This is a genomic window from Solicola agrisoli (assembly GCF_049059935.1).
Taxonomy (GTDB): Bacteria; Actinomycetota; Actinomycetes; order Propionibacteriales; family Nocardioidaceae; genus JAURVT01.
In genome coordinates this window covers 29,933-50,199 of sequence record NZ_JBMGQR010000001.1, presented here as the reverse complement: position 1 = coordinate 50,199, position 20,267 = coordinate 29,933, and the positions used below count along the sequence as shown (strand labels likewise).

At 71.3% G+C, this 20,267-nt stretch carries 18 protein-coding genes and 1 tRNA gene; 12 read left to right on the top strand and 7 right to left on the bottom strand.

Annotated elements, in window-relative coordinates; all coding sequences use genetic code 11:
- The first annotated feature begins 141 nt into the window (after positions 1-141).
- Entirely contained in the window at positions 142-609 is a 468-nt protein-coding gene (locus ACI6PP_RS00245) for a PaaI family thioesterase (RefSeq protein ID WP_421108037.1), read from the top strand.
- Between the two features lie 102 nt (positions 610-711).
- Here ACI6PP_RS00245 and ACI6PP_RS00240 read toward each other — a convergent pair whose 3' ends face one another.
- Complete coding sequence (locus ACI6PP_RS00240; RefSeq protein ID WP_421108035.1) at positions 712-1,257, bottom strand: TetR family transcriptional regulator; 546 nt, start codon at positions 1,255-1,257, stop codon at positions 712-714.
- Between ACI6PP_RS00240 and ACI6PP_RS00235 the strand changes: the two genes are divergently transcribed.
- Positions 1,237-2,994 (top strand): acyl-CoA synthetase, encoded by a 1,758-nt coding sequence (locus tag ACI6PP_RS00235; protein WP_421108034.1) that lies wholly within the window; start codon positions 1,237-1,239, stop codon positions 2,992-2,994. The two genes, ACI6PP_RS00240 and ACI6PP_RS00235, sit on opposite strands and share 21 nt — an antisense overlap.
- Before the next feature lie 660 nt (positions 2,995-3,654).
- Here ACI6PP_RS00235 and ACI6PP_RS00230 read toward each other — a convergent pair.
- Positions 3,655-4,566 carry a hypothetical protein gene (locus tag ACI6PP_RS00230; RefSeq protein WP_421108033.1) on the bottom strand — a complete coding sequence of 304 codons (912 nt, stop codon included), beginning with the start codon at positions 4,564-4,566 and terminating at the stop codon, positions 3,655-3,657.
- 358 nt (positions 4,567-4,924) lie between these two features.
- Positions 4,925-5,009, bottom strand: a tRNA-Leu gene (locus ACI6PP_RS00225).
- An 87-nt stretch (positions 5,010-5,096) separates the two neighbouring features.
- On the opposite strand from ACI6PP_RS00225, the gene ACI6PP_RS00220 reads away from it, so the two are divergent.
- The gene (locus tag ACI6PP_RS00220) at positions 5,097-6,413 is read left to right on the top strand and encodes a M20/M25/M40 family metallo-hydrolase (RefSeq protein ID WP_421108031.1); all 1,317 of its coding nucleotides are present in this window, start codon (positions 5,097-5,099) and stop codon (positions 6,411-6,413) included.
- On the opposite strand, the gene ACI6PP_RS00215 is transcribed toward ACI6PP_RS00220, so the two are convergent.
- Both ACI6PP_RS00215 and ACI6PP_RS00210 read right to left on the bottom strand, forming a co-directional pair.
- A complete protein-coding gene (locus ACI6PP_RS00215; RefSeq protein ID WP_421108320.1) occupies positions 6,414-6,599 on the bottom strand; it encodes a DUF5703 family protein in 186 nt (61 codons plus the stop codon).
- Positions 6,600-6,659: 60 nt separating this feature from the next.
- Positions 6,660-7,610: an aldo/keto reductase gene (locus ACI6PP_RS00210; RefSeq protein ID WP_421108030.1), complete on the bottom strand. Its 951-nt coding sequence runs from the start codon at positions 7,608-7,610 to the stop codon at positions 6,660-6,662.
- A 94-nt stretch (positions 7,611-7,704) separates the two neighbouring features.
- Between ACI6PP_RS00210 and ACI6PP_RS00205 the strand changes: the two genes are divergently transcribed.
- Positions 7,705-8,754 carry an LLM class F420-dependent oxidoreductase gene (locus ACI6PP_RS00205; protein ID WP_421108029.1) on the top strand — a complete coding sequence of 350 codons (1,050 nt, stop codon included), beginning with the start codon at positions 7,705-7,707 and terminating at the stop codon, positions 8,752-8,754.
- A 1-nt stretch (position 8,755) separates the two neighbouring features.
- Positions 8,756-9,589, top strand: coding sequence for an undecaprenyl-diphosphate phosphatase (locus ACI6PP_RS00200; protein WP_421108027.1), 834 nt, complete (start codon positions 8,756-8,758; stop codon positions 9,587-9,589).
- Positions 9,590-9,593: 4 nt separating this feature from the next.
- On the opposite strand, the gene corA is transcribed toward ACI6PP_RS00200, so the two are convergent.
- Positions 9,594-10,565 carry a magnesium/cobalt transporter CorA gene (corA, locus tag ACI6PP_RS00195; protein WP_421108026.1) on the bottom strand — a complete coding sequence of 324 codons (972 nt, stop codon included), beginning with the start codon at positions 10,563-10,565 and terminating at the stop codon, positions 9,594-9,596.
- A 48-nt stretch (positions 10,566-10,613) separates the two neighbouring features.
- Between corA and ACI6PP_RS00190 the strand changes: the two genes are divergently transcribed.
- The 5 genes from ACI6PP_RS00190 to ACI6PP_RS00170 all read left to right on the top strand — a co-directional run bounded on the left by ACI6PP_RS00190 (position 10,614) and on the right by ACI6PP_RS00170 (position 15,040).
- Complete coding sequence (locus ACI6PP_RS00190; protein WP_421108025.1) at positions 10,614-11,318, top strand: MSMEG_4193 family putative phosphomutase; 705 nt, start codon at positions 10,614-10,616, stop codon at positions 11,316-11,318.
- 43 nt (positions 11,319-11,361) lie between these two features.
- A complete protein-coding gene (locus ACI6PP_RS00185; protein WP_421108024.1) occupies positions 11,362-11,886 on the top strand; it encodes a DUF3090 family protein in 525 nt (174 codons plus the stop codon).
- A complete protein-coding gene (locus ACI6PP_RS00180; RefSeq protein ID WP_421108022.1) occupies positions 11,879-12,679 on the top strand; it encodes an SCO1664 family protein in 801 nt (266 codons plus the stop codon). Before ACI6PP_RS00185 ends, ACI6PP_RS00180 begins: the two co-directional genes overlap by 8 nt.
- A gap of 24 nt (positions 12,680-12,703) precedes the next feature.
- On the top strand, positions 12,704-14,005 hold the full coding sequence (mshC, locus tag ACI6PP_RS00175) for a cysteine--1-D-myo-inosityl 2-amino-2-deoxy-alpha-D-glucopyranoside ligase (RefSeq protein ID WP_421108020.1): 1,302 nt from the start codon (positions 12,704-12,706) through the stop codon (positions 14,003-14,005).
- 117 nt (positions 14,006-14,122) lie between these two features.
- Positions 14,123-15,040: a hypothetical protein gene (locus ACI6PP_RS00170; protein ID WP_421108019.1), complete on the top strand. Its 918-nt coding sequence runs from the start codon at positions 14,123-14,125 to the stop codon at positions 15,038-15,040.
- A gap of 81 nt (positions 15,041-15,121) precedes the next feature.
- On the opposite strand, the gene ACI6PP_RS00165 is transcribed toward ACI6PP_RS00170, so the two are convergent.
- Positions 15,122-15,976 carry a PAC2 family protein gene (locus ACI6PP_RS00165; RefSeq protein WP_421108017.1) on the bottom strand — a complete coding sequence of 285 codons (855 nt, stop codon included), beginning with the start codon at positions 15,974-15,976 and terminating at the stop codon, positions 15,122-15,124.
- A 132-nt stretch (positions 15,977-16,108) separates the two neighbouring features.
- Here ACI6PP_RS00165 and metH point away from each other — a divergent pair, with 132 nt between their 5' ends.
- Positions 16,109-19,594: a methionine synthase gene (metH, locus tag ACI6PP_RS00160; protein WP_421108015.1), complete on the top strand. Its 3,486-nt coding sequence runs from the start codon at positions 16,109-16,111 to the stop codon at positions 19,592-19,594.
- Positions 19,584-20,243 (top strand): HAD family hydrolase, encoded by a 660-nt coding sequence (locus ACI6PP_RS00155; RefSeq protein WP_421108013.1) that lies wholly within the window; start codon positions 19,584-19,586, stop codon positions 20,241-20,243. Before metH ends, ACI6PP_RS00155 begins: the two co-directional genes overlap by 11 nt.
- Positions 20,244-20,267 lie beyond the last annotated feature (24 nt).

Here is a 20,267-nt window from a genome sequence, read left to right as displayed (position 1 = left end):
CCCAGACGAGCGAGGAGCTCGACCGCTCGGCGGCCCGCCGGCAGCGACGAGGACCACGACCTCGCGGCTGGGGAGGCGGTGATGGGGTCCAGGGAGGTCTCCTGGGTAGACCCTGGGCCCGTCCTGGCGCGCGCAGCCACCATGAGCGGACTCGACTTCATCCGCGGCCTGGTGAGCGGCGAGGTGCCGGCACCGCCGTTCGCCGCGCTGGTCGGAGCCCAGATCGCCTTCGCCGACCCCGGTGTCGTCGAGTTCCACCTCGAGCCGGACGAGAGCCTGATGAACCCCATCGGCTCGATCCACGGCGGCGCCCTGGCCACGATCCTGGACTCGGCGTGCGGCTGCGCCTGCCAGACCTTGCTGCCCCAGGGCGTCGCCTACACCACGGTGGACCTGCAGGTGCGCTTCCACAAGGCGGCCCGCCCCGGCAGCGGGACACTACGAGCCCGAGCGGAGATCATCCATCCGGGGCGCCGCAACATGACAGCCGAGGCGAAGGTCCACACCGAGGACGGGACCCTGATCGCCTCGGCCACCAGCGGTCTGCTGGTCATCTCGCCACCCCGTCAGGACGGGGCGCCGGCACCGACCTCGAAGCCGGGCGGCTGACAGGTCCAGAGCCCAGATCGACGGGGGACACCTCCACACTGGGGTGTTGGTCTCCTGTCGGCCCGCGACGCCGACACCTCCTCGGTCGGCACGTCGACGTCCTCAGGGGTCAAGCAGCGACCGGGAGGCGAGGTCGCGCCACTGCGGCAGGTGCGTGTCGTCGGCCATGCGGTCGCGGCGTCCGTTGAAGGCGTAAGTCAGCGCCACCCCGCGCATCGAGGTGTTGAGGAGCTCTCGGGTCGCCCGGTAGTCCGGGTGGTCGCACAGGGTCGGCCCGAAGTACGAGTCGGTGGCGGCGCGCACCCGCTCCCCGACGACATGCTCGACCGGGCGCAGCGCCTCGGCGAGCGCGGGGTGGTGACGGGCGGCCAGCCACAGCTCGGTGGCGGCCCAGAAGTGGTCCTGCTGGTAGTTCGCCCACATGTCTGTGACCGCCGCGTTGACGCGGTCCTGGGAGCTGTCGGGGAGGGAGGCTGAGAGCTGCCCGCTCGACGTCATGTAGATCGAGGCCAGGTGGCTGACGGCTGCGACCAGCAGGGCCTCGCGGGAGGCGAACTGGTGCAGGAGCCGCCCGCGGGACACGCCGGCCTCCCGCTGGATCTGCAGGGTCGAGGCTCCGGCGTGTCCGTGCTCAACGAGCACGCGCACCGTGGCGTCGAGGATGGTCCGCTGGCTGACCTCGCTGCGGGACCGTCGTGGACGTGGGTCCGCCGGGGCGTCCAAGCCCCTCGGCGTGTCCGTCATCGAGGTACCGTACCGCGACCCGCTGCGTTGACAGTCAGTGCTGACCGGTACGAAACTGCGCGCACACACCCCCGCGCACCGAGGAGCCCCGTCTTGTACCCAGGCACCTTCGCGTCGTCGGCGCCCAACCGTGCTGCGATCGTCGACGCGGACACCGACGCCGTGACCACCTACGCCGAGCTCGACGAGCGGTCCGCCAGGCTGGCGTCGCTGCTGCGCGGTCACGGTCTGCAGCCCGGGGACCATGTGGCTTTCCTCAGCACGAACGCTCCGGAGATCTTTGAGATCTACTGGGCGGCGATGCGCTCGGGGCTCTACGTCACCGGCGTCAACAGCCACTTGACGGCCGCCGAGGCCGCCTACATCGTCGGCGACTGCGGGGCGAGCGTCCTGGTCGTGTCGGGTGACCTTGCCGATCTGGCCGTCGCCGTGCTTGACCAGTGCCCGGCGGTGACGCTGGCCCTCGCGTTCGGTGGGCCGGTGGACGGGTTTGACGACTACGCGGCCGGGCTCGCTGCGGGCTCGTCCGAGCGTGCGGAGAGCCAGCCGGCCGGTGCCGACATGCTGTACTCCTCGGGCACCACCGGCCGCCCCAAGGGGGTGCTGCCGCCCCTGCCTACCTACCAGGTCGATGAGCCCGGTGACATGTTCGCCGCGGTGTTCGGCCCCCTTTACGGCTTCTCGACCGACACGGTCTACTACAGTGCCGCCCCGCTGTATCACGCGGCGCCGCTGCGCTTCGGTGGCATCGTCCACCGGTTTGGCGGCACCGTCGTGCTCGCCCACGGCTTCGACCCTGAGCAGGCCCTGGCCGCGATCGAAGAGCACCGCGTCACCCACAGCCAGTGGGTGCCCACCATGTTCGTGCGGATGCTCAAGCTGCCCGCCGAGACCCGTGCGAGGTACGACGTGTCGTCGCTCGAGGTCGCCGTTCACGCAGCCGCTCCGTGCCCGGTCGAGGTGAAGCAGCAGATGATCGACTGGTGGGGGCCGATCCTGCACGAGTACTACTCCTCCACCGAGGCCAACGGCATCACCCTGATCGGACCGCAGGACTGGCTCGAGCACCCCGGAAGCGTCGGACGCGCGGGGCTCGGAGTCATCCACGTCTGCGACCCGGCCGGTGAGGAGCTACCTCCGGGGGAGATCGGCGTCATCTGGTTCGAGCGCGACACCATGCCGTTCAGCTACCACAACGACTCCGACAAGACTGCCCTGGCGCAGCACCCGGACCACCCGACCTGGTCTGCCGTCGGCGACATCGGCTACGTCGACGACGAGGGTTACCTCTACCTCACCGACCGCACGTCGTTCATGATCATCTCCGGCGGCGTGAACATCTATCCCCAGGAGGCCGAGGACGCCCTCGTCCTCCACCCCGCCGTCCAGGACGTCGCCGTCATCGGCGTCCCCGACGACGAGATGGGCGAGCAGGTGAAGGCCGTCGTGCAGCCCGCCGAGGGCATCACAACCGGCCCCGAGCTCGCCGACGAGCTCATCGCCTTTGTCCGGGAGCGGATCGCGCACTACAAGGCCCCCCGCTCCGTCGACTTCATCGAAGAGCTCCCACGCACGGCCACCGGCAAGCTCGTCAAGCGGGTCCTCGCGCAGCAGTACCGCGAGACGTCAGTGCCGCGCTGACACGGTGCGAGTTGCACCGCCTGGCCTCTTGGGTGACCGACAGGCTGTGCGGCATCGGACACAGCTCACGGATGGCCCGAAGTGGCGCTCAACTGCCTGACCTACTCGATTGCGCGAAGGTTCGGCTGTCGCCCGACATCCCCGCACGTTGCGAGCGTCCATGTCGACCGCAAGAACTATCCCGGCGCGCGACTGTCGGTCCGGATGGGGATCGGCTTACGGCAGCGGACGTTTGTGAGGGTCCGAGACGCCGTTCCGGCAGGCACTCGGATGACAGGATCTGGCCATGCTCACAGGCTTGCTGATTGTCGGGGTTGTTGGCGGGATCGCCGGGGGTCTGGCGGTTCTCGGCCTTGCAACGCTCTTGCCTCTACCGAACTGCCCCAATTGCGGCGAGAAGGTTCCGCGCTTTCGCAAGCCAACTAGTGCCAGTCAGGCACTGCGCGGTGGATGGACCTGCGCGAACTGCGGTTGTCGCATGAACCGTAACGGGCGCCAAGTTGGCGACAACCCGTCGTAGCGTCCCAATCTCGATCGGTCCGAGCGTCTCATTTGGCGATCCCCATCCGGGGATGGACGGCGAGACCGGCGACAAGCAGGAATAGCAGGCAGATGAAGAGGTGGCTGGCGGAGGGCAAGGCCGACCGCTCCCACGATGTGTCAGCCGCCGAGCCTCGTGATGACGGACCGAGCCAGGATCCTCGCGACGTCGTCGGCGCCGACGTCGAACGCGGCCGCCGACACCGACTCGTCAGGGTCCACGCGGACCGGCTGGTCCGAGCCGAAGCCTGACACAGAGCTGCGCGCGATGCCGGGCGAGGCGATGGTGACCCGGCTCATCGATCCGCCGAGACCGGGCGCGAGGGCGAACCGGTCGCCGGTCAACACGCCCAGGACCCCGATGACTCCGAGCTGCTCGACGAGCGTCGCCCTCAGGTCGGTCTCGTCGAGCATCCCGCCCATGTTGTCGTGAGGCAGGGTCGACCAGACGCTCACCTGCCCGGACTTGGTGACCCTGACACCGGCGAAGCGATGGGGGACCGCCTGGTCGAACCGGCGATCCGGCGTCGGGACGGTGATCGTCACCGACGTCTCGCTGACGTCGACCTCTGCGCCCGATGCGACGGGCAGCACCCCGAAGGTCCGCAGCTTGGTGACCAGCGGGTCGCCGAGGTCGCCCAGCTGCCTGGCCGACAGTGCGTTGCCGGCCAGGTCGACGGCGTGGAGCTCGATGAACGGGGCCACGTGACCGAACCCGAACGACGGCGTGCCGGCGTGCCAGTCGTCCTTCCACTGCACGTTCGGTGACTCCGTCAGCGGTTCGAACGTCAACGGGGACGGCTGGGCCTCGAGCTCGCGGATGGCCCTGGTCGCCAGGGTTTGAAGCTCCGGTACGGACTCGTAGTGGGCCCAGAAGCTCCCGACGGAGTAGTCGCCCACGGCGGTGATGAATCCCGCCTGCTCGGCGTCGGGGTCGACACCGGTCTTGTGGAACACGAGCCGGGGGATGCCGGCGGTGCGGGCGGCGACGAACTCGTCGTGGGTGGCGGACTGCCCGGTCTCGGGGAACACGTGGGGACGGGCTGCATCGGAGCCGGACCACCTGGGCGGGGCGCCGCGTCGGGCACGTGGGTGACCGGGCGGGCACGGTGGGCGGACGGGCGGGCACGGTGGGCGGCCGGTGGTGCGTAGTTGGGCATGGACGCACCCGTCTGGACCTCGGCCTCGAGCGCAGTCGCCCCGATCGCCGTCTACGGACCCGTGCATTCCGAGGCCGCCGCCGGACCGTCGTTGTCGTCCACGTGGAAGGGGTCTGCCGACGGTGGGCGATTGCCCGAGAACGACGAAGTCCCACCGTCGGGCTCGTGGGCCTGACGGTGGGACCTGATCCTGCGACTACCCGGTGAGTGGGATTCAACCCACCAGGTCGTGTCCGAGGGGGGACTTGAACCCCCATGCCCTATACGGGCACTAGCACCTCAAGCTAGCGCGTCTACCTATTCCGCCACCCGGACGTGAGGGGCGCGTCGCGTCCCTCGGTGCGGACAGAACACTAGCAAACACCGTCCGGCACTCTCGCATCGGTCGGGCAGGATGGAGCCATGACGGACGCACAGCAGACGCCCTCGTACGACCCCACGGCCGAGGTCGTCCGGATCTGCCGGGAGCTGATCCGGATCGACACCCAGAACTTCGGGGACGGCACCGGGCCGGGGGAGCGCAAGGCCGCCGAGTACGTCGCCGCGAGCCTGGACGAGGTGGGCATCGAGTCGACGCTGGTCGAGTCGGCGCCGGGGCGTGCCAGCGTCGTCGCGCGGTGGGGCGACCACTCGGGCAGCCAGGCGCCGCTGCTGCTGCACGGCCACCTGGACGTGGTGCCGGCGCAGGCCGCGGACTGGTCGCAGGACCCGTTCGGCGGCGAGGTCGTCGACGGCTACCTGTACGGGCGCGGCGCCGTCGACATGAAGGACTTCGACGCGATGGTGCTGTCGGTCGTCCGGGCGCGGCAGCGCGCCGGGGTGCCGCCGCGGCGTCCGGTGGTGCTCGCGTTCACGGCCGACGAGGAGGCGGGCAGCACCTACGGGGCGCACCACCTCGTCGACGAGCACCCCGACCTGTTCGAGGGCGTCACCGAGGCGATCGGCGAGGTCGGCGGGTACTCGGTCGAGATCGGCGGCCAGCGCCTCTACCTCGTGGAGTCGGGCGAGAAGGGCATCTCGTGGATGCGGCTGCAGGTCGACGGCACCGCCGGCCACGGCTCCATGCGTCATCCCGACAACGCGGTGACGGCGCTCGCCGAGGCCGTCGCCAGGCTGGGTGCCCACGAGTGGCCGGAGGAGCCCGGCCCGTCGATGCAGCTGCTGCTCGACAAGGTGGCCGAGCTGTCGGGCATCGACCGCGGGCACACGTCCGCGCTGCTGGAGCAGTTCGGACCGGCCGCGCGGATGGTGGGCGCGGGCATGCGCAACACCACCAACCCGACGATGCTGTCGGCCGGCTACAAGGTGAACGTCGTGCCCGGCACCGCCGAGGCCAAGATCGACGGCCGCTACCTGCCCGGCCACCAGGACTCGTTCATGAAGGCCGTCCAGGACGTGCTGGGCGAGCGCGTCCGGGCCGAGCCGGAGACGTTCCAGCCCGCGCTGGAGATCGGCTTCGAGGGCGACCTCGTCGACGCCATGACGCTGGCGCTGCACACCCAGGACCCCGGCGCCCACATCGCGCCCTACCTGATGTCGGGCGGCACCGACGCCAAGGCCTGGGACCGCCTGGGCATCCGCTCCTACGGCTTCACGCCGCTGCGCCTGCCCGCCGACCTCGACTTCACCGCGCTCTTCCACGGCATCGACGAGCGCGTGCCCACCGACGCCCTCGAGTTCGGCTGCAAGGTCCTGGACGCCCTCGTCGACCTCGCGTGATCAGAGGGTGCGGCGCACCCGGATGATCTTGCGGCGCAGGACGACGCGGCGGGTGCCGTCGGGGAACAGGCGGAGCCGGTCGAGCTCCCAGCCCTGGTACTCGGCCGCGTCGGTCAGCAGCCGGCGCACGGCCGAGCGGGAGTGCGTGCGCGACAACGAGAAGCGCTGGAACTCGTACTCCACGATGACCCCTCTCCGACGTCCGACGCCCCATCATGCCCAACCGGGCCAAGGAGGACCGGTCGGCTAGCCACCAGCCGAGACGTCGTCGAGCGCACGCACGATCTCGGCGGGCAGCTCGACCTTCTCCACCGACAGCGCGGCGCGCAGCTGGTCGGCCGTGCGGGCCCCCAGGAGCACCGACGTGACGCCCGGCCGGTCGCGCACCCAGGCCAGCGCCACCTCGACCGGGCTCAGCGAGAGCCCGTCGGCGGCGCGGACGACGGCCTCGGTGACGCGGGCGGCGTGGTCGTCCAGGTAGGGCTCGACGAAGGACGCGAGGTCGTCGGACGCCGCGCGGGAGTCCGACGGGATGCCGTGGCGGTACTTGCCGGTGAGCACGCCGCGTCCGAGCGGGGACCAGGCGAGCACGCCGACGCCGAGCGCCTCGGCGGCGGGGACGACCTCGTGCTCGACCTCGCGGTTGAGCAGCGAGTACTCGACCTGGGTCGAGACGATGGCCGAGCGGCCCGGTGCGGCGGCCTGCCAGGAGTGGGCGAGCGCCGTCTGCCACCCGGCGTAGTTGGACACGCCGACGTAGCGGGCGCGACCGGTCGCCACCGCGTGGTCGAGCGCCGACAGCGTCTCCTCGAGGGGGACGTCGGGGCTCCAGCGGTTGACCTGCCACAGGTCGAGGTGGTCGGTGCCGAGACGGCGCAGGGTGTCGTCGAGGCGCGCGAGCATCGAGCGGCGGGACGTGTCGGCCGACGCGCCGCGGGGCGTCACCCGCAGGCCGGCCTTGGACGCGAGCACGACCTCCTCGCGGCGCACGACGGTGCCGAGCATCTTGCCGAGCAGCTCCTCGGAGGCGCCGCCGCCGTAGGTGGGGGCGGTGTCGAGCAGGTAGCCGCCGGCGTCGAGGTAGGCGCGCAGGACGTCCGGCGCCTCGTGCTCGTCGGTGGCGCGTCCCCACGACCACGTGCCCAGGCCGAGGCGCGGGACACGCAGCCCTGAACGCCCGACGTACCGCTCTCGCATGCCCCCGAGGCTAGTGCCCGGGGTGTCCCCGACGAGGGTTAGGCTCGCCGAGGCCGTGGGGAATCACACCCACCGCGGGACGAGAGGAGCGCACGTGCGCCTGGGACTCAACGTCGGCTACGTGGCCGGCCCGGACGTCGCCGAGCGCGTCGAGACCGCCGTGCTCGCCGACCAGCTCGGCTACGACGTCGTCTGGGCCGCCGAGGCCTACGGCTCCGACGCGCCCACGATGCTGTCGTGGATCGGAGCGCGCACGTCGCGGATCGACCTCGGCAGCGCGATCATGCAGATCCCCGCCCGCACCCCGGCCATGACGGCGATGACCGCCGCCACGCTCGACCGGCTGTCCGAGGGGCGCTTCCGGCTCGGGCTCGGCGTCTCGGGCCCGCAGGTCTCCGAGGGCTGGCACGGAGTCAGGTTCGACAAGCCGCTGGCACGCACCCGCGAGTACGTCGAGGTCGTCCGGGCAGCGCTGGCCCGCGAGACCGTCCGCCACGAGGGCGAGTTCTTCACGCTCCCGCTGCCCGACGGCCCCGGCAAGGCGCTCAAGCTGATGCTGCACCCGCAGCGCGCCGACCTGCCGATCTACCTCGCGTCCGTGGGTCCGAGGAACCTCGAGCTCACCGGCGAGATCGCCGACGGCTGGCTGGCCATCTTCTTCGCCCCCGAGCACGCCGCGGTGTCCCTCGACCCGCTCGACGCCGGGCTGGCCCGCGCCGGACGCGCACGCGCCGACCTCGACGTCGTGGCCACGGTGCCGGTCGTCGTCGGCGACGACCTCGAGGCGTGCGCGGCGCCGCTGCGGCCGTACACCGCCCTGTACGTCGGCGGCATGGGCAGCCGCGACAAGAACTTCTACAACGCGCTGGCCCGCCGGATGGGGTTCGAGGACGCCGCGCAGGAGGTCCAGGACCTCTACCTCGACCACCAGCCGCGCGAGGCGGCCGCGGCCGTCCCGTTCGAGCTGATCGACCAGACGGCGCTGATCGGCCCCCGGGAGCGCATCGCCGAGCGGCTGCACGCGTACGCCGAGGCGGGCGCCACCACCATCGCGGTCTCGACGTTCGGCGAGACCCACGACGAGCGCGCGGCCGTGCTGCGCACCATGGCCGAGGCGCTCGACGCGTCCGGTCTGGGGGAGTGACGTGGAGCTGCTGCAGGCGATCTTCCTCGGTGTGCTGCAGGGGCTGACGGAGTTCCTCCCGATCTCCTCCAGCGCGCACCTGGCGATCTACCCCAAGTTCTTCGGCTGGGAGGACCCCGGCGCGGCGTTCACCGCCGTCGTCCAGATCGGCACCGAGCTCGCGGTGCTCATCTACTTCCGCAAGGACATCTGGACGATCGGGTCGGGCTGGGTGCGCGGGCTGTTCAGCGCCGCCGCACGTCGGGAGCACGAGTGGCGCATGGGCTGGTTCGTCATCATCGGCTCGATGCCCATCGTGCTGCTCGGCCTGGTGCTCGAGGACGCGATCGACAGCCAGTTCCGCAACCTGTGGGTGATCGGCACGACGCTGATCGTGCTCGGTCTGGTGCTCGCACTGGCCGAGCGCGTCGGTCGGCTCAACCGTCCGATCGAGAAGCTCACCTGGGGGCACGCGATCGCGTTCGGCCTGGCGCAGGCCGCGGCGCTCGTCCCCGGCGTCTCCCGCTCGGGCGCGACCATCACCATGGGCCTGTTCCTCGGGTACGAGCGCGCGGCCGCCACCCGCTACGCGTTCCTGCTGGCCATCCCGGCCGTCGTGGGGGCGGGGCTGTACAAGCTCAAGGACGTGCCGGGCGCCGACAACCCCTACGGCATCGGCCCGACGGCCGTCGCCACGGTGGTGTCGTTCGCCGTCGGCTACGCGTCCATCGCCTGGCTGCTCAAGTACGTGAGCACGCACTCGTACACGCCGTTCGTGGTCTACCGCGTGGGCCTCGGCACGCTCGTCCTGGTGCTCGTGGGAGCCGGCGTCATCACCGCCGGCGTCGCGGCCTGACGCGCTACAGCCAGCCGGACCGCTTGAAGCTCCAGTAGAGCCAGGCCACCACCGCGACCATGGCCAGCAGGCACAGCGGGTAGCCGTAGGGATAGGTCAGCTCGGGCATCTTCTCGAAGTTCATGCCGTACACGCCCGCGATCAGGGTGGGGGCGGCGAACATCGCGGCGTACGCGGCGAGCTTGCGCATGTCGTCGTTCTGCTGGAGCGAGAGCCGCGCCAGGTGCCCGTTGAGCGCGTTGTCGAGCAGGTGGTCGGCGGCGTCGATGTCGTCGGCGACGCGGGCGAGGTGGTCGGCGACGTCGCGGTAGAACGGCATCGCCCGCTCGGGGATGAAGTCGAAGTCGCCGCGCAGCAGACGTCCGGTGGGCGCCTTGAGCGGCAGGATCGCCCGGCGGCACTCGAGCATCTCGCGCTTGAGCGCGTAGATGCGGTCGGAGTCGCGGGTGCGGCCGTCGGAGAACACCGACGCCTCGACCTCCTCGACGTCGGTCTGCAGCTCGTCGGCGACGGCCTCGTACTGGTCGACGACGCCGTCCACCACCGCGTACAGGGCCGCCGCGGGGCCGTGGTCGAGGAAGAACAGGCGCTCCTCGGCGCGGGCGCGCACGTCCTTGATCGAGTGGTTGCCGTTGCGGACGGTGATGAAGTAGTTGGGTCCGAGGAACGCGTCGATCTCGCCAGTCTCGACCTGGTCGTCGTGGTAGGAGAGCGTCTTGAGCACGATGAAGAAGTGGTCCTTGTACTTCTCCATCTTGGGCCGCTGGTGCGGCTCGGAGACGTCCTCGATGGCGAGCCGGTGCAGCCCGAACAGCTCGCCGATCTCGTCGAGCTCGGCCGCGGTCGGCTCGTGCAAGCCGATCCAGACGAAGTCGTTCTCGCCCTCGACGGTGGCCAGCAGGTGGCGCACCTCCTTGAGCGAGCACCGGTCGGAGGCCCGCTTGCCGTCGCGGTAGACGGCGGCGTCGATGATCACGGGGACATCATGACCTGCCGTGTCCCACCCCGCGCATAGGCTGGTCCCGTGCCCACCCTCGTGCTCGTCCGTCATGGGCGTACGCCCGCCAACGCCCAGGGCGTCCTTGCCGGCCGCACCCCCGGCGTCCACCTCGACGAGGTCGGCCGGGAGCAGGCCGAGAAGGTCGCCGCTCGCATCGCCGCCGTGCCGCTGGCGCGCCTCGTCGCGAGCCCGCTGACGCGCACCGTCGAGACCGCCAAGGCCATCGCGGCCCACCAGGACCCCACGCCGACGATCGTCCGCGACAAGGGCCTGGTCGAGTGCGGCTACGGCGACTGGACGGGCAAGCCGCTCAAGGAGCTGTCCAAGGACCCGCTCTGGAAGACCGTGCAGAGCCAGCCCAGCGCCGTGACGTTCCCCGGCGGCGAGTCGCTGGCCGGCGTCCAGCACCGGGCCGTCGCCACCGTGCGGCGCATAGACGCCGAGGTGGCCGCCGAGCACGGCGACGGCGCGTGCTGGGTGGCGGTCAGCCACGGCGACGTGATCAAGGCGATCCTGGCCGACGCCCTCGGCATGCACCTCGACTCGTTCCAGCGGCTCATGGTCGCGCCCGCGTCGGTGAGCGTCGTCCAGTACACCCAGAGCCGCCCGGTGGTGCTGTTCGTCAACGACGGCGGCGCCGACCTGTCCGGCCTCAAGCCCCCCGCGCGCAAGCGTGCGCGCAAGCGCTCCGGCGACGCCGCGGTGGGCGGCGGGGACGGCAGCCTGTGAGCCCGACCCGCGCGGTGTGGGACGACGCAATAGGCTCGTCGTCATGCTGATCCACCGGTACGAGACGCCGACCCGCTTCGTCGCGGGCACCGTCGGCACCCCGGGGTCGCGGACGTTCTTCCTGCAGGCCCGCGAGGGCAACCGGCTCACGTCGGTGTCCCTGGAGAAGGAGCAGGTCTCGGTCCTGGCCGAGCGGATCGACGAGCTGCTGGAGACCGCGCTCGAGACCCACGCCGAGCACCTCGCCGACATCACCACCGACATGGGCCCCCTCGACCAGCCGATCGAGGAGGAGTTCAAGGTCGGCACGATGACGTTGGCCTGGGAGACCGACACCGCGTCCGTGCTCGTCGAGGCGTTCTCCCTCACCGACGGCGACGAGGAGGAGGAGGCCACCGACAAGCTGGTGGTGCGCCTCAGCGTCGGCGCCGCCCACGGGTTCGCCGAGCGCGCGCGCAGCGTCGTCGGCGCCGGACGCGAGCGGTGCCAGTTCTGCGGCGGCCCGATCGACCCCACCGGCCACCTGTGCCCCCGCGCCAACGGCTTCCGCCGCGTGATCCGTGACTGACGACGCCTCCGCGCACCTCGCGCAGGTGCTGGCCTCGGGTGACCTCGAGATCTCCGGACGCCTCGTCCAGGCGTCCAACGCGACGTTCCTGGCCGAGGCCCGCGACGGCGACGTCACCGTGCCGTGCGTCTACAAGCCCATCCGTGGCGAGAAGCCGCTGTGGGACTTCCCGACCGGCACGCTCGCGGGTCGCGAGGTGGCGGCGTACGCGCTGTCCGAGCTCGGCGGGTGGGGTGTCGTCCCCACCACGGTGCTGGGCGACGGGCCGTTCGGGCCCGGCATGGTGCAGGCGTGGGTCGACAGCCCCGAGGACTCCGAGCTCGTCGACGTCGTGCCCGAGGGCGAGGTGCCCGACGGCTGGCTGCACGTGCTCGACGCGTTCGACGAGCGCGACCGTCCGATCTCGCTGGTCCACGCCGACGACCCCGGGCTGCGCCGGCTCGCGGTGTTCGACGTCGTGGTCAACAACGCCGACCGCAAGGGCGGGCACGTGCTCCCGCACGCCGACGGGCAGGTGCGCGGCTGCGACCACGGCATCTGCTTCCACACCGAGGACAAGCTGCGCACCGTGCTGTGGGGCTGGGGCGACAGCGAGCTCACCGACGACGAGCTCTTCACCCTGGGCGCCCTGCGCATCGAGCTGGAGGAGGAGCCCGTCCGACGCCGGCTGCTCGGCCTGATCTCCCCGATCGAGCACCTCGCGCTCGTCGGACGCGTGGACGCGCTGATCGGCTCGGGGCGCCTGCCCGAGCCCGGACGGCACTGGCCGTCCATCCCGTGGCCGGCGTTCTGACCGACGGCCGATAGGCTCGCGGTCATGCGTGCCTGGTCTGCTCCCGACGTCCCGTCGCTCGCCGACCACCAGCTGGGCCACGGCCCGCGGGTGCGCGTGCACGACACCGCCTCCGGAGGCCTGGTCGACAGCGACCCGTCCGACGCCGCGCGCATCTACGTCTGCGGCATCACGCCGTACGACGCCACCCACCTCGGGCACGCGTCGACGTACCTGACGTTCGACCTGCTGCTCCGCGCCTGGCGCGACCGCGGCATCGACGTGCTCTACACGCAGAACGTCACCGACGTCGACGACCCGCTGCTGGAGCGTGCGCTGGCCACCGGCGTCGACTGGGAGGAGCTCGCCGTCCGCGAGACCGACCTGTTCCGCGAGGACATGACGGCGCTGCGCGTCGTCCCGCCGCAGCACTTCGTCGGCGCGGTGGAGTCGATCCCGCTGGTCGTCGGTCTCGTCCAGACGCTGCAGGAGCGTGGCGCGGTGTACGAGGTCGACGGCGACCTGTACTTCTCGGTGCACGACGACCCGGCGTTCGGGTCGGTGTCGGGCTACGACGACGCGACCATGGACGCGCTGTTCGCCGAGCGCGGGGGAGACCCCGAACGCGCCGGCAAGCGCGACCGTCTGGACTGCCTGGTGTGGCAGGCCGAGCGCCCCGGCGAGCCGGCGTGGGACTCGCCGCTCGGTCGCGGCCGACCCGGCTGGCACGTCGAGTGCTCGTCGATGGCGCTGGAGTACCTCGGCGACACCATCGACGTGCAGGGCGGCGGGTCCGACCTGGTCTTCCCGCACCACGAGATGTCGGCGTCCGAGGCGCAGGTCGCCACGGGCAAGCCGTTCGCGCAGGCCTACGTCCACGCCGGCATGGTGGGGTACGAGGGCGAGAAGATGAGCAAGTCCAAGGGCAACCTGGTGCTCGTCTCGCGGCTGCGGCACGACGGCGTCGACCCCGCCGCGATCCGCCTGGCGCTCCTCGCGCACCACTACCGCACCGACTGGGAGTGGCTCGAGGGGCCGGACGGCGACCTCGCCTCCGCGGAGGCCCGCCTCGCCCGGTGGCGCGAGGCCCTCGCGTCGCCCACCCCGGCCGACGCAGCCCCCGTCGTCGAGGGCGTCCGCGCGGCCCTCGCCTCCGACCTCGACGCCCCCGCCGCCCTCGCCGTCGTCGACGCCTGGGTCGACGCCACCCTCGCCGGCCACACCCCCACCCAGGGCACCGACCCCCGCGGCGACGAGGGCGCGGCCCCCGGTCCCGACACCACCGGCACCGACGCCACCGGCACCGTCCGCCTCGTCCTCGACGCCCTCCTCGGCCTCACCCCCTGACCGCGATCCGCCAGTTCGGGTCTATCCGTCCGTCGATCCTGACCCATTGATCCGTCGATTCCGGCGGCCTGTGGATAGAGACTGCGACGGATCGTTGACCTGCGCGACGCTTCGGTGATGAGCGCACTCATCAACGGCGGACGTCCGTTCCTCACCCGCGACTCTGCCGACGTCGGCCTGTCGACCTACCGAGTCCGCGCCCTGCGAGCCGACGGCGGGCTCAGGGACGTGTTTCGCGGGGTAGTGGTCGACGCGCGGGTGCCCGAGTCGCGTGACCTGCGTGCGGTGGTACTCGACCTCGTCCGGCCGAAGGGTGCGGTGTTCTACGGGGAGACCGTCGCGTGGCTTCATGGGCTCGACGTCTTTCGGCCCGGTGACCGCCACCAGCTCGTCCCGCGGTGCGTGGTGCCACACGGCTCCGGCCGGGCACGGCGAGCAGGGGTGGTGTGCCACGAGGGTTACATCGCTCCACGGGACGTCGAGACGATCGACGGCCTGCAGGTGACCACAGCCGTCCGGACCGTCACCGACCTGCTTCGCACGTCGTTTCGCCCCTATGCCCTCGTGGCCGCCGACGCGTTCGCCGCTGCCGGTCTCATCGATCCGGATGCGGTCCGGGGCGCTCTGGTGATGCTGCGCGGCTACCCGGGGATCCGTCAGGCCCGTGTCCTGGCCGAGCTGATCGACCCACTCGTCGAGTCGAGCGGCGAGACGCTGACCCGCCTGAGGTTGGTGGACGCAGGGTTGCCCGCGCCGACGTCCCAGATCGTCCTGAGGTCTCGTTCCGGTGTCGTGGTCGCCCGGCTCGACATGGGGTACGAGGAGCAGAAGATCGCTGTCGAGTTCGACGGGCGGCGCGACCACTCGTCGGACGAGGACCGGGCCCACGACGCCGCCAGACGCCGTGCCGTCGCCGAGCAATTCGGTTGGCGCGTCCTGGTGGTGACGAGCGAGGACATCTGGGGCGACGGCCCGCCGTTCGAGGCGCAGGTGGCCGAGATGCTGGGCATCGGATCGCTTCCCCGGCTCTGGTGAGTCACGATCCGGCGGATCGATAGGCACGGATCGGCGGATCGGTAGACGGCGATCGACGGATCGCGGGGTGGGGGATGGGGGCTAGGTGTCGGAGTCGCGAGAGCGGCGGCGGAGGTAGCGCTCGAACTCGCGGGCGATGGCGTCGCCGGAGGCCTCGGGGAGGTCGGAGGTGTCCTGGGCCTCCTCGAGCGCCTCGACGTACTCGGCGATCTCGGTGTCCTCGGCGGCGAGCTCCTCGACGCCGCGCTCCCAGGCCTTGGACGCCTCGACGAGGTCGCCGAGGGGGAGGGGCACCTCGAGGAGGTCCTCCAGGCGGCTCAGCAGCGCGAGCGTGGCCTTGGGGCACGGCGGCTGCGCGACGTAGTGCGGCACCGCGGCCCACAGCGAGACGTGGGGGACGTCGGCGTGGATGCACAGGTCGGCCAGCACGCCGTTGATGCCGGTGGGGCCCTCGTACCGCGACTCCTCCAGCTGCAGCGCCTCGCCCAGCCCGACGTCGCTCGTCGTCCCCGAGAGCGGGATCGGACGCGTGTGCGGCGTGTCGGCCAGCAGCGCTCCCAGCGTCACGACGGTGCTGACGGCGTGCACGTCGACGATGGCCAGCAGCTCCTCGCAGAACGAGCGCCAGCGCATGTTCGGCTCGACGCCGCGCACCAGCAGGACGTCGCGGTCGGCGCCGACGGGGCGGGCCAGGTACACCCGCGTCGTGGGCCAGGTGAGGACGCGGTCGCCGTGCTCGTCGGTGCCGACGTGAGGGCGGTTGACCTGGAAGTCGTAGTAGTCCTCGGGGTCGATCTCGCCGACGAGCGTCGCGTCCCACCACTCGAGCAGGTGGTCGACGACGCCGGACGCGGCGTCCGCGGCGTCGTTCCAGCCCTCGAAGGCGACGACCATCCACGGGTCGACCGCCGATCTCGGCTCCTGCACCTCGTCCATCCCGCAAGCGTAGGCCCGCGCCCGGGTGTGACGGGCGATACCCCGCCGTCCCGCACCGTGGCAAGTCCGGGGGAGCCCGCGTCCGACCACCTAGACTTGGCCAGTCCCACCCGACGTCTCAGATGGATGCCGATGCCTCCCTCCCCGCACCTCCTCCGCCAGGCCCTCGCCGAGCGCGTCGTCGTCTCCGACGGCGCCATGGGCACGGCCCTGCAGGACTTCGACCTCGACCTCGAGGACTTCGAGGGTCTCGAGGGCTGCAACGAGGTGCTCAACGTCACCCGGCCCGACGTCGTGCGCGCCATCCACGACAGCTTCCTCGAGGTCGGCTGCGACTGCGTGGGAACCAACACGTTCGGCGCGAACTTCGCCAACCTCGCCGAGTACGACATCGTCGACCGGATCTACGAGCTGGCCGAGTCGGGCACGCGCATCGCCCGCGAGGCCGCCGACGCGTACGCCACCGAGGAGCGTCCCCGCTGGGTGCTCGGCTCGATGGGCCCGGGCACCAAGCTGCCCACGCTCGGCCACACCACCTACGCGATCCTGCGCGAGGCCTACCAGGAGCAGGCCCGCGGCCTGATCGACGGCGGCGCCGACGCGATCCTGATCGAGACCACCCAGGACCTCCTGCAGACCAAGGCGTCGGTCGTCGGGTCCAAGCGCGCCTTGGAGGCCGCGGGCGTCGACCTGCCGATCATCGTCAACGTCACGGTCGAGACCACCGGCACGATGCTGCTCGGCAGCGAGATCGGCGCCGCGCTGACGTCGCTCGAGCCGCTCGGCATCGACATGATCGGCCTGAACTGCGCCACCGGCCCGGCCGAGATGAGCGAGCACCTGCGCCAGCTGTCGCGCACCTCGCGCATCCCCATCGGCTGCATGCCCAACGCGGGCCTGCCCCAGCTGACGGCTGACGGCGCCCACTACCCGCTGACGCCCGACGAGCTCGCCGACGCGCACGATACGTTCACCCGCGAGTACGGCCTGAGCCTGGTGGGCGGCTGCTGCGGCACCACCGCCGAGCACCTGAAGAAGGTCGTCGAGCGCGTCCGCGGACGCGAGGTCGTGACCCGTCACCCCGAGCCCGAGGCCGGTGCGGCGTCGCTGTACCAGACCGTCCCGTTCCGCCAGGACCTGTCGTACCTGTCGGTCGGCGAGCGCACCAACGCCAACGGCTCGAAGGCGTTCCGCGAGGCGATGCTGGAGGAGCGCTGGGACGACTGCGTCGACATCGCGCGCGCCCAGATCCGCGACGGCGCCCACATGCTCGACCTCAACATCGACTACGTCGGACGCGACGGTGCCGCCGACATGAGCACGCTCGCGTTCCGCCTGGCCACCTCGGCCACGCTGCCGATCATGCTCGACTCCACCGAGCCCGACGTCCTGCAGGCGGGCCTGGAGCGCTTGGCCGGCCGCAGCGTCATCAACTCGGTGAACTACGAGGACGGCGACGGCCCCGACTCCCGCTTCGCGCGGACGATGCGCCTGGTGCGTGAGCACGGCGCGGCCGTCGTGGCCCTGACCATCGACGAGGAGGGCCAGGCCCGCACCGCGGAGTGGAAGGTGCGCGTCGCCACCCGTCTGATCGAGGACCTCACCGGCAACTGGGGCATGCGCGTCGAGGACATCGTCATCGACATGCTGACGTTCCCCATCGGCACCGGTCAGGAGGAGACACGCCGCGACGGCATCGAGACCATCGAGGCGATCCGCCAGATCAAGCAGCTCTACCCGACGGTGCAGACCACGCTCGGGCTGTCCAACGTCTCGTTCGGCCTGAACCCGGCCGCGCGCATCGTGCTGAACTCGGTGTTCCTGCACGAGTGCGTCGAGGCCGGCCTGGACTCCGCGATCGTCCACGCGGCCAAGATCCTGCCGCTCAACCGCATCCCCGAGGACCAGAAAAAGGCCGCGCTCGACCTCGTCCACGACAAGCGCGACGGCGACTACGACCCGCTCACCGCGGTGCTCGAGATGTTCGCCGACGTCAAGGCCGCCGACTCCAAGGCCGACCGCGCCGCCGAGCTCGCCGCGATGCCGCTGGCCGAGCGCCTGCAGGCGCGCATCGTCGACGGCGAGGGCAAGGGCATCGACGTCGACCTCCAGGAGGCGATGGACGCCGGCCGCACCGCGCTCGAGGTGATCAACGAGGACCTCCTCGCCGGCATGAAGACGGTCGGCGAGCTGTTCGGCTCCGGCCAGATGCAGCTGCCGTTCGTGCTGCAGTCCGCCGAGGTCATGAAGACCGCGGTGGCCTACCTCGAGCCGTACATCGAGAAGACCGACGACGACGGCAAGGGCACCATCGTCCTGGCCACCGTCAAGGGCGACGTCCACGACATCGGCAAGAACCTCGTCGACATCATCCTCAGCAACAACGGCTACACCGTGGTCAACCTCGGCATCAAGCAGCCGGTCCAGGCGATCCTGGACGCCGCCGAGGAGCACCGCGCCGACGTCATCGGCATGTCCGGCCTGCTCGTCAAGAGCACCGTGATCATGAAGGAGAACCTCGGCGAGCTGAACACCCGCGGCATGGCCGCCAGGTTCCCGGTCATCCTCGGTGGCGCGGCGCTGACGCGCGGCTACGTCGAGGAGGACCTCGCCGGGATGTACGAGGGCGAGGTCCGCTACGCCCGCGACGCGTTCGAGGGCCTGCGGCTCATGGACGCGATGATCGGCGTGAAGCGCGGCGTGCCCGGGGCCGCGCTGCCCGAGCTGCGCCAGCGTCGGGTCAAGCGCAAGCCCGCCGCACCCGCCGAGGACGCGCCGCCGCCGCCCGACCACTCCGACGTGCGCCAGGACGTCGACGTCCCCACGCCGCCGTTCTGGGGCGACCGCATCGTCAAGGGCATCCCGCTGCAGGACTTCGCGTCCTGGCTCGACGAGCGCGCCACGTTCATGGGGCAGTGGGGCCTGAAGACCTCGCGCGCCGACGACGGTCCCTCGTACGAGGAGCTCGTCGAGACCGAGGGACGCCCGCGCCTGCGCATGTGGATGGACCGGATCCAGACCGAGAAGATCATGGAGCCGGCCGTCGTCTACGGCTACTGGCCCTGCTACTCCGAGGGCAACGACCTCGTCGTCCTCGACGCGGAGCACCAGCGCGACGAGGTGGCCCGGTTCTCGTTCCCGCGGCAGACCCGCAGCCGCCACCTGTGCCTGGCCGACTTCTTCCGTCCCAAGAGCTCGGGCGAGCTCGACGTCGTCGGGTTCCACCTGGTGACGATGGGTGCCCACGTCAGCGACGTGACCAACGAGATCTTCAGCCGCAACGCCTACCGCGACTACCTCGAGCTGCACGGCCTGTCGGTCCAGCTCACCGAGGCGCTCGCGGAGTACTGGCACTCGCGGATCCGCGAGGAGCTCAAGATCGACGGCGACGACCCCACCGAGCTGTCGGGCATCCTCAAGCAGGGCTACCGGGGCGAGCGGTACTCCTTCGGCTACCCGGCCTGCCCGAACCTCGAGGACCGGTCCGACCTGGTGCGCCTGCTGCGTCCCGAGCGGATCAACGTCGAGCTGTCCGAGGAGCTGCAGCTGCACCCCGAGCAGTCGACGGACGCGATCATCCTCCACCACCCCGAGGCGACCTACTTCAATGCGAACTGACGGCCTGCCGGCCGCCGTCCTGTGGGACCTCGACGGCACCATCGTCGACACCGAGCCGATCTGGATCGCGGCGGAGTTCGACCTCGCGCGTCGCCACGGCGCCGAGTGGAGCGACGACGACGCCATGCAGCTGGTCGGCAACGACCTGCTCGAGTCGGGCCGCTACATCAAGAAGCGGATGGACCTCGACCTCGAGCCGGAGGAGATCGTCGCCGACCTGATCGCGGCGGTGCTGCGGCACATGGAGTCCGGCGACCTGCAGTGGCGGCCCGGCGCCCTCGAGCTGCTGGCCCAGCTGCGCTCGGCCGGGGTGCTGCTGGGCCTGGTGACGATGTCGTGGCGCAGCATCGTGGAGTCGCTGCTGCCGCACCTGCCCGAGGACGTCTTCGACGTGGTGATGACCGGGGACGAGGTGTCGGCCGGCAAGCCCGACCCCGAGCCGTACCTCGCCGCCGCCCGCGCGCTCGGCGTCGACCCGCGCGACTGCGTCGCCGTCGAGGACTCCCCGACGGGGGCGCGCTCGGCCCAGGCGGCCGGCTGCCACGTCCTCGCGGTGCCGCACCACGTGCCCGTCGGCGAGGAGGACCGCCGCACGGTGCGGCAGTCCCTGGTCGGGCTGACGCCGCAGGACCTCGGCCGCCTGCTCTGAGGTAACCGGCACATTTCGCCAGGT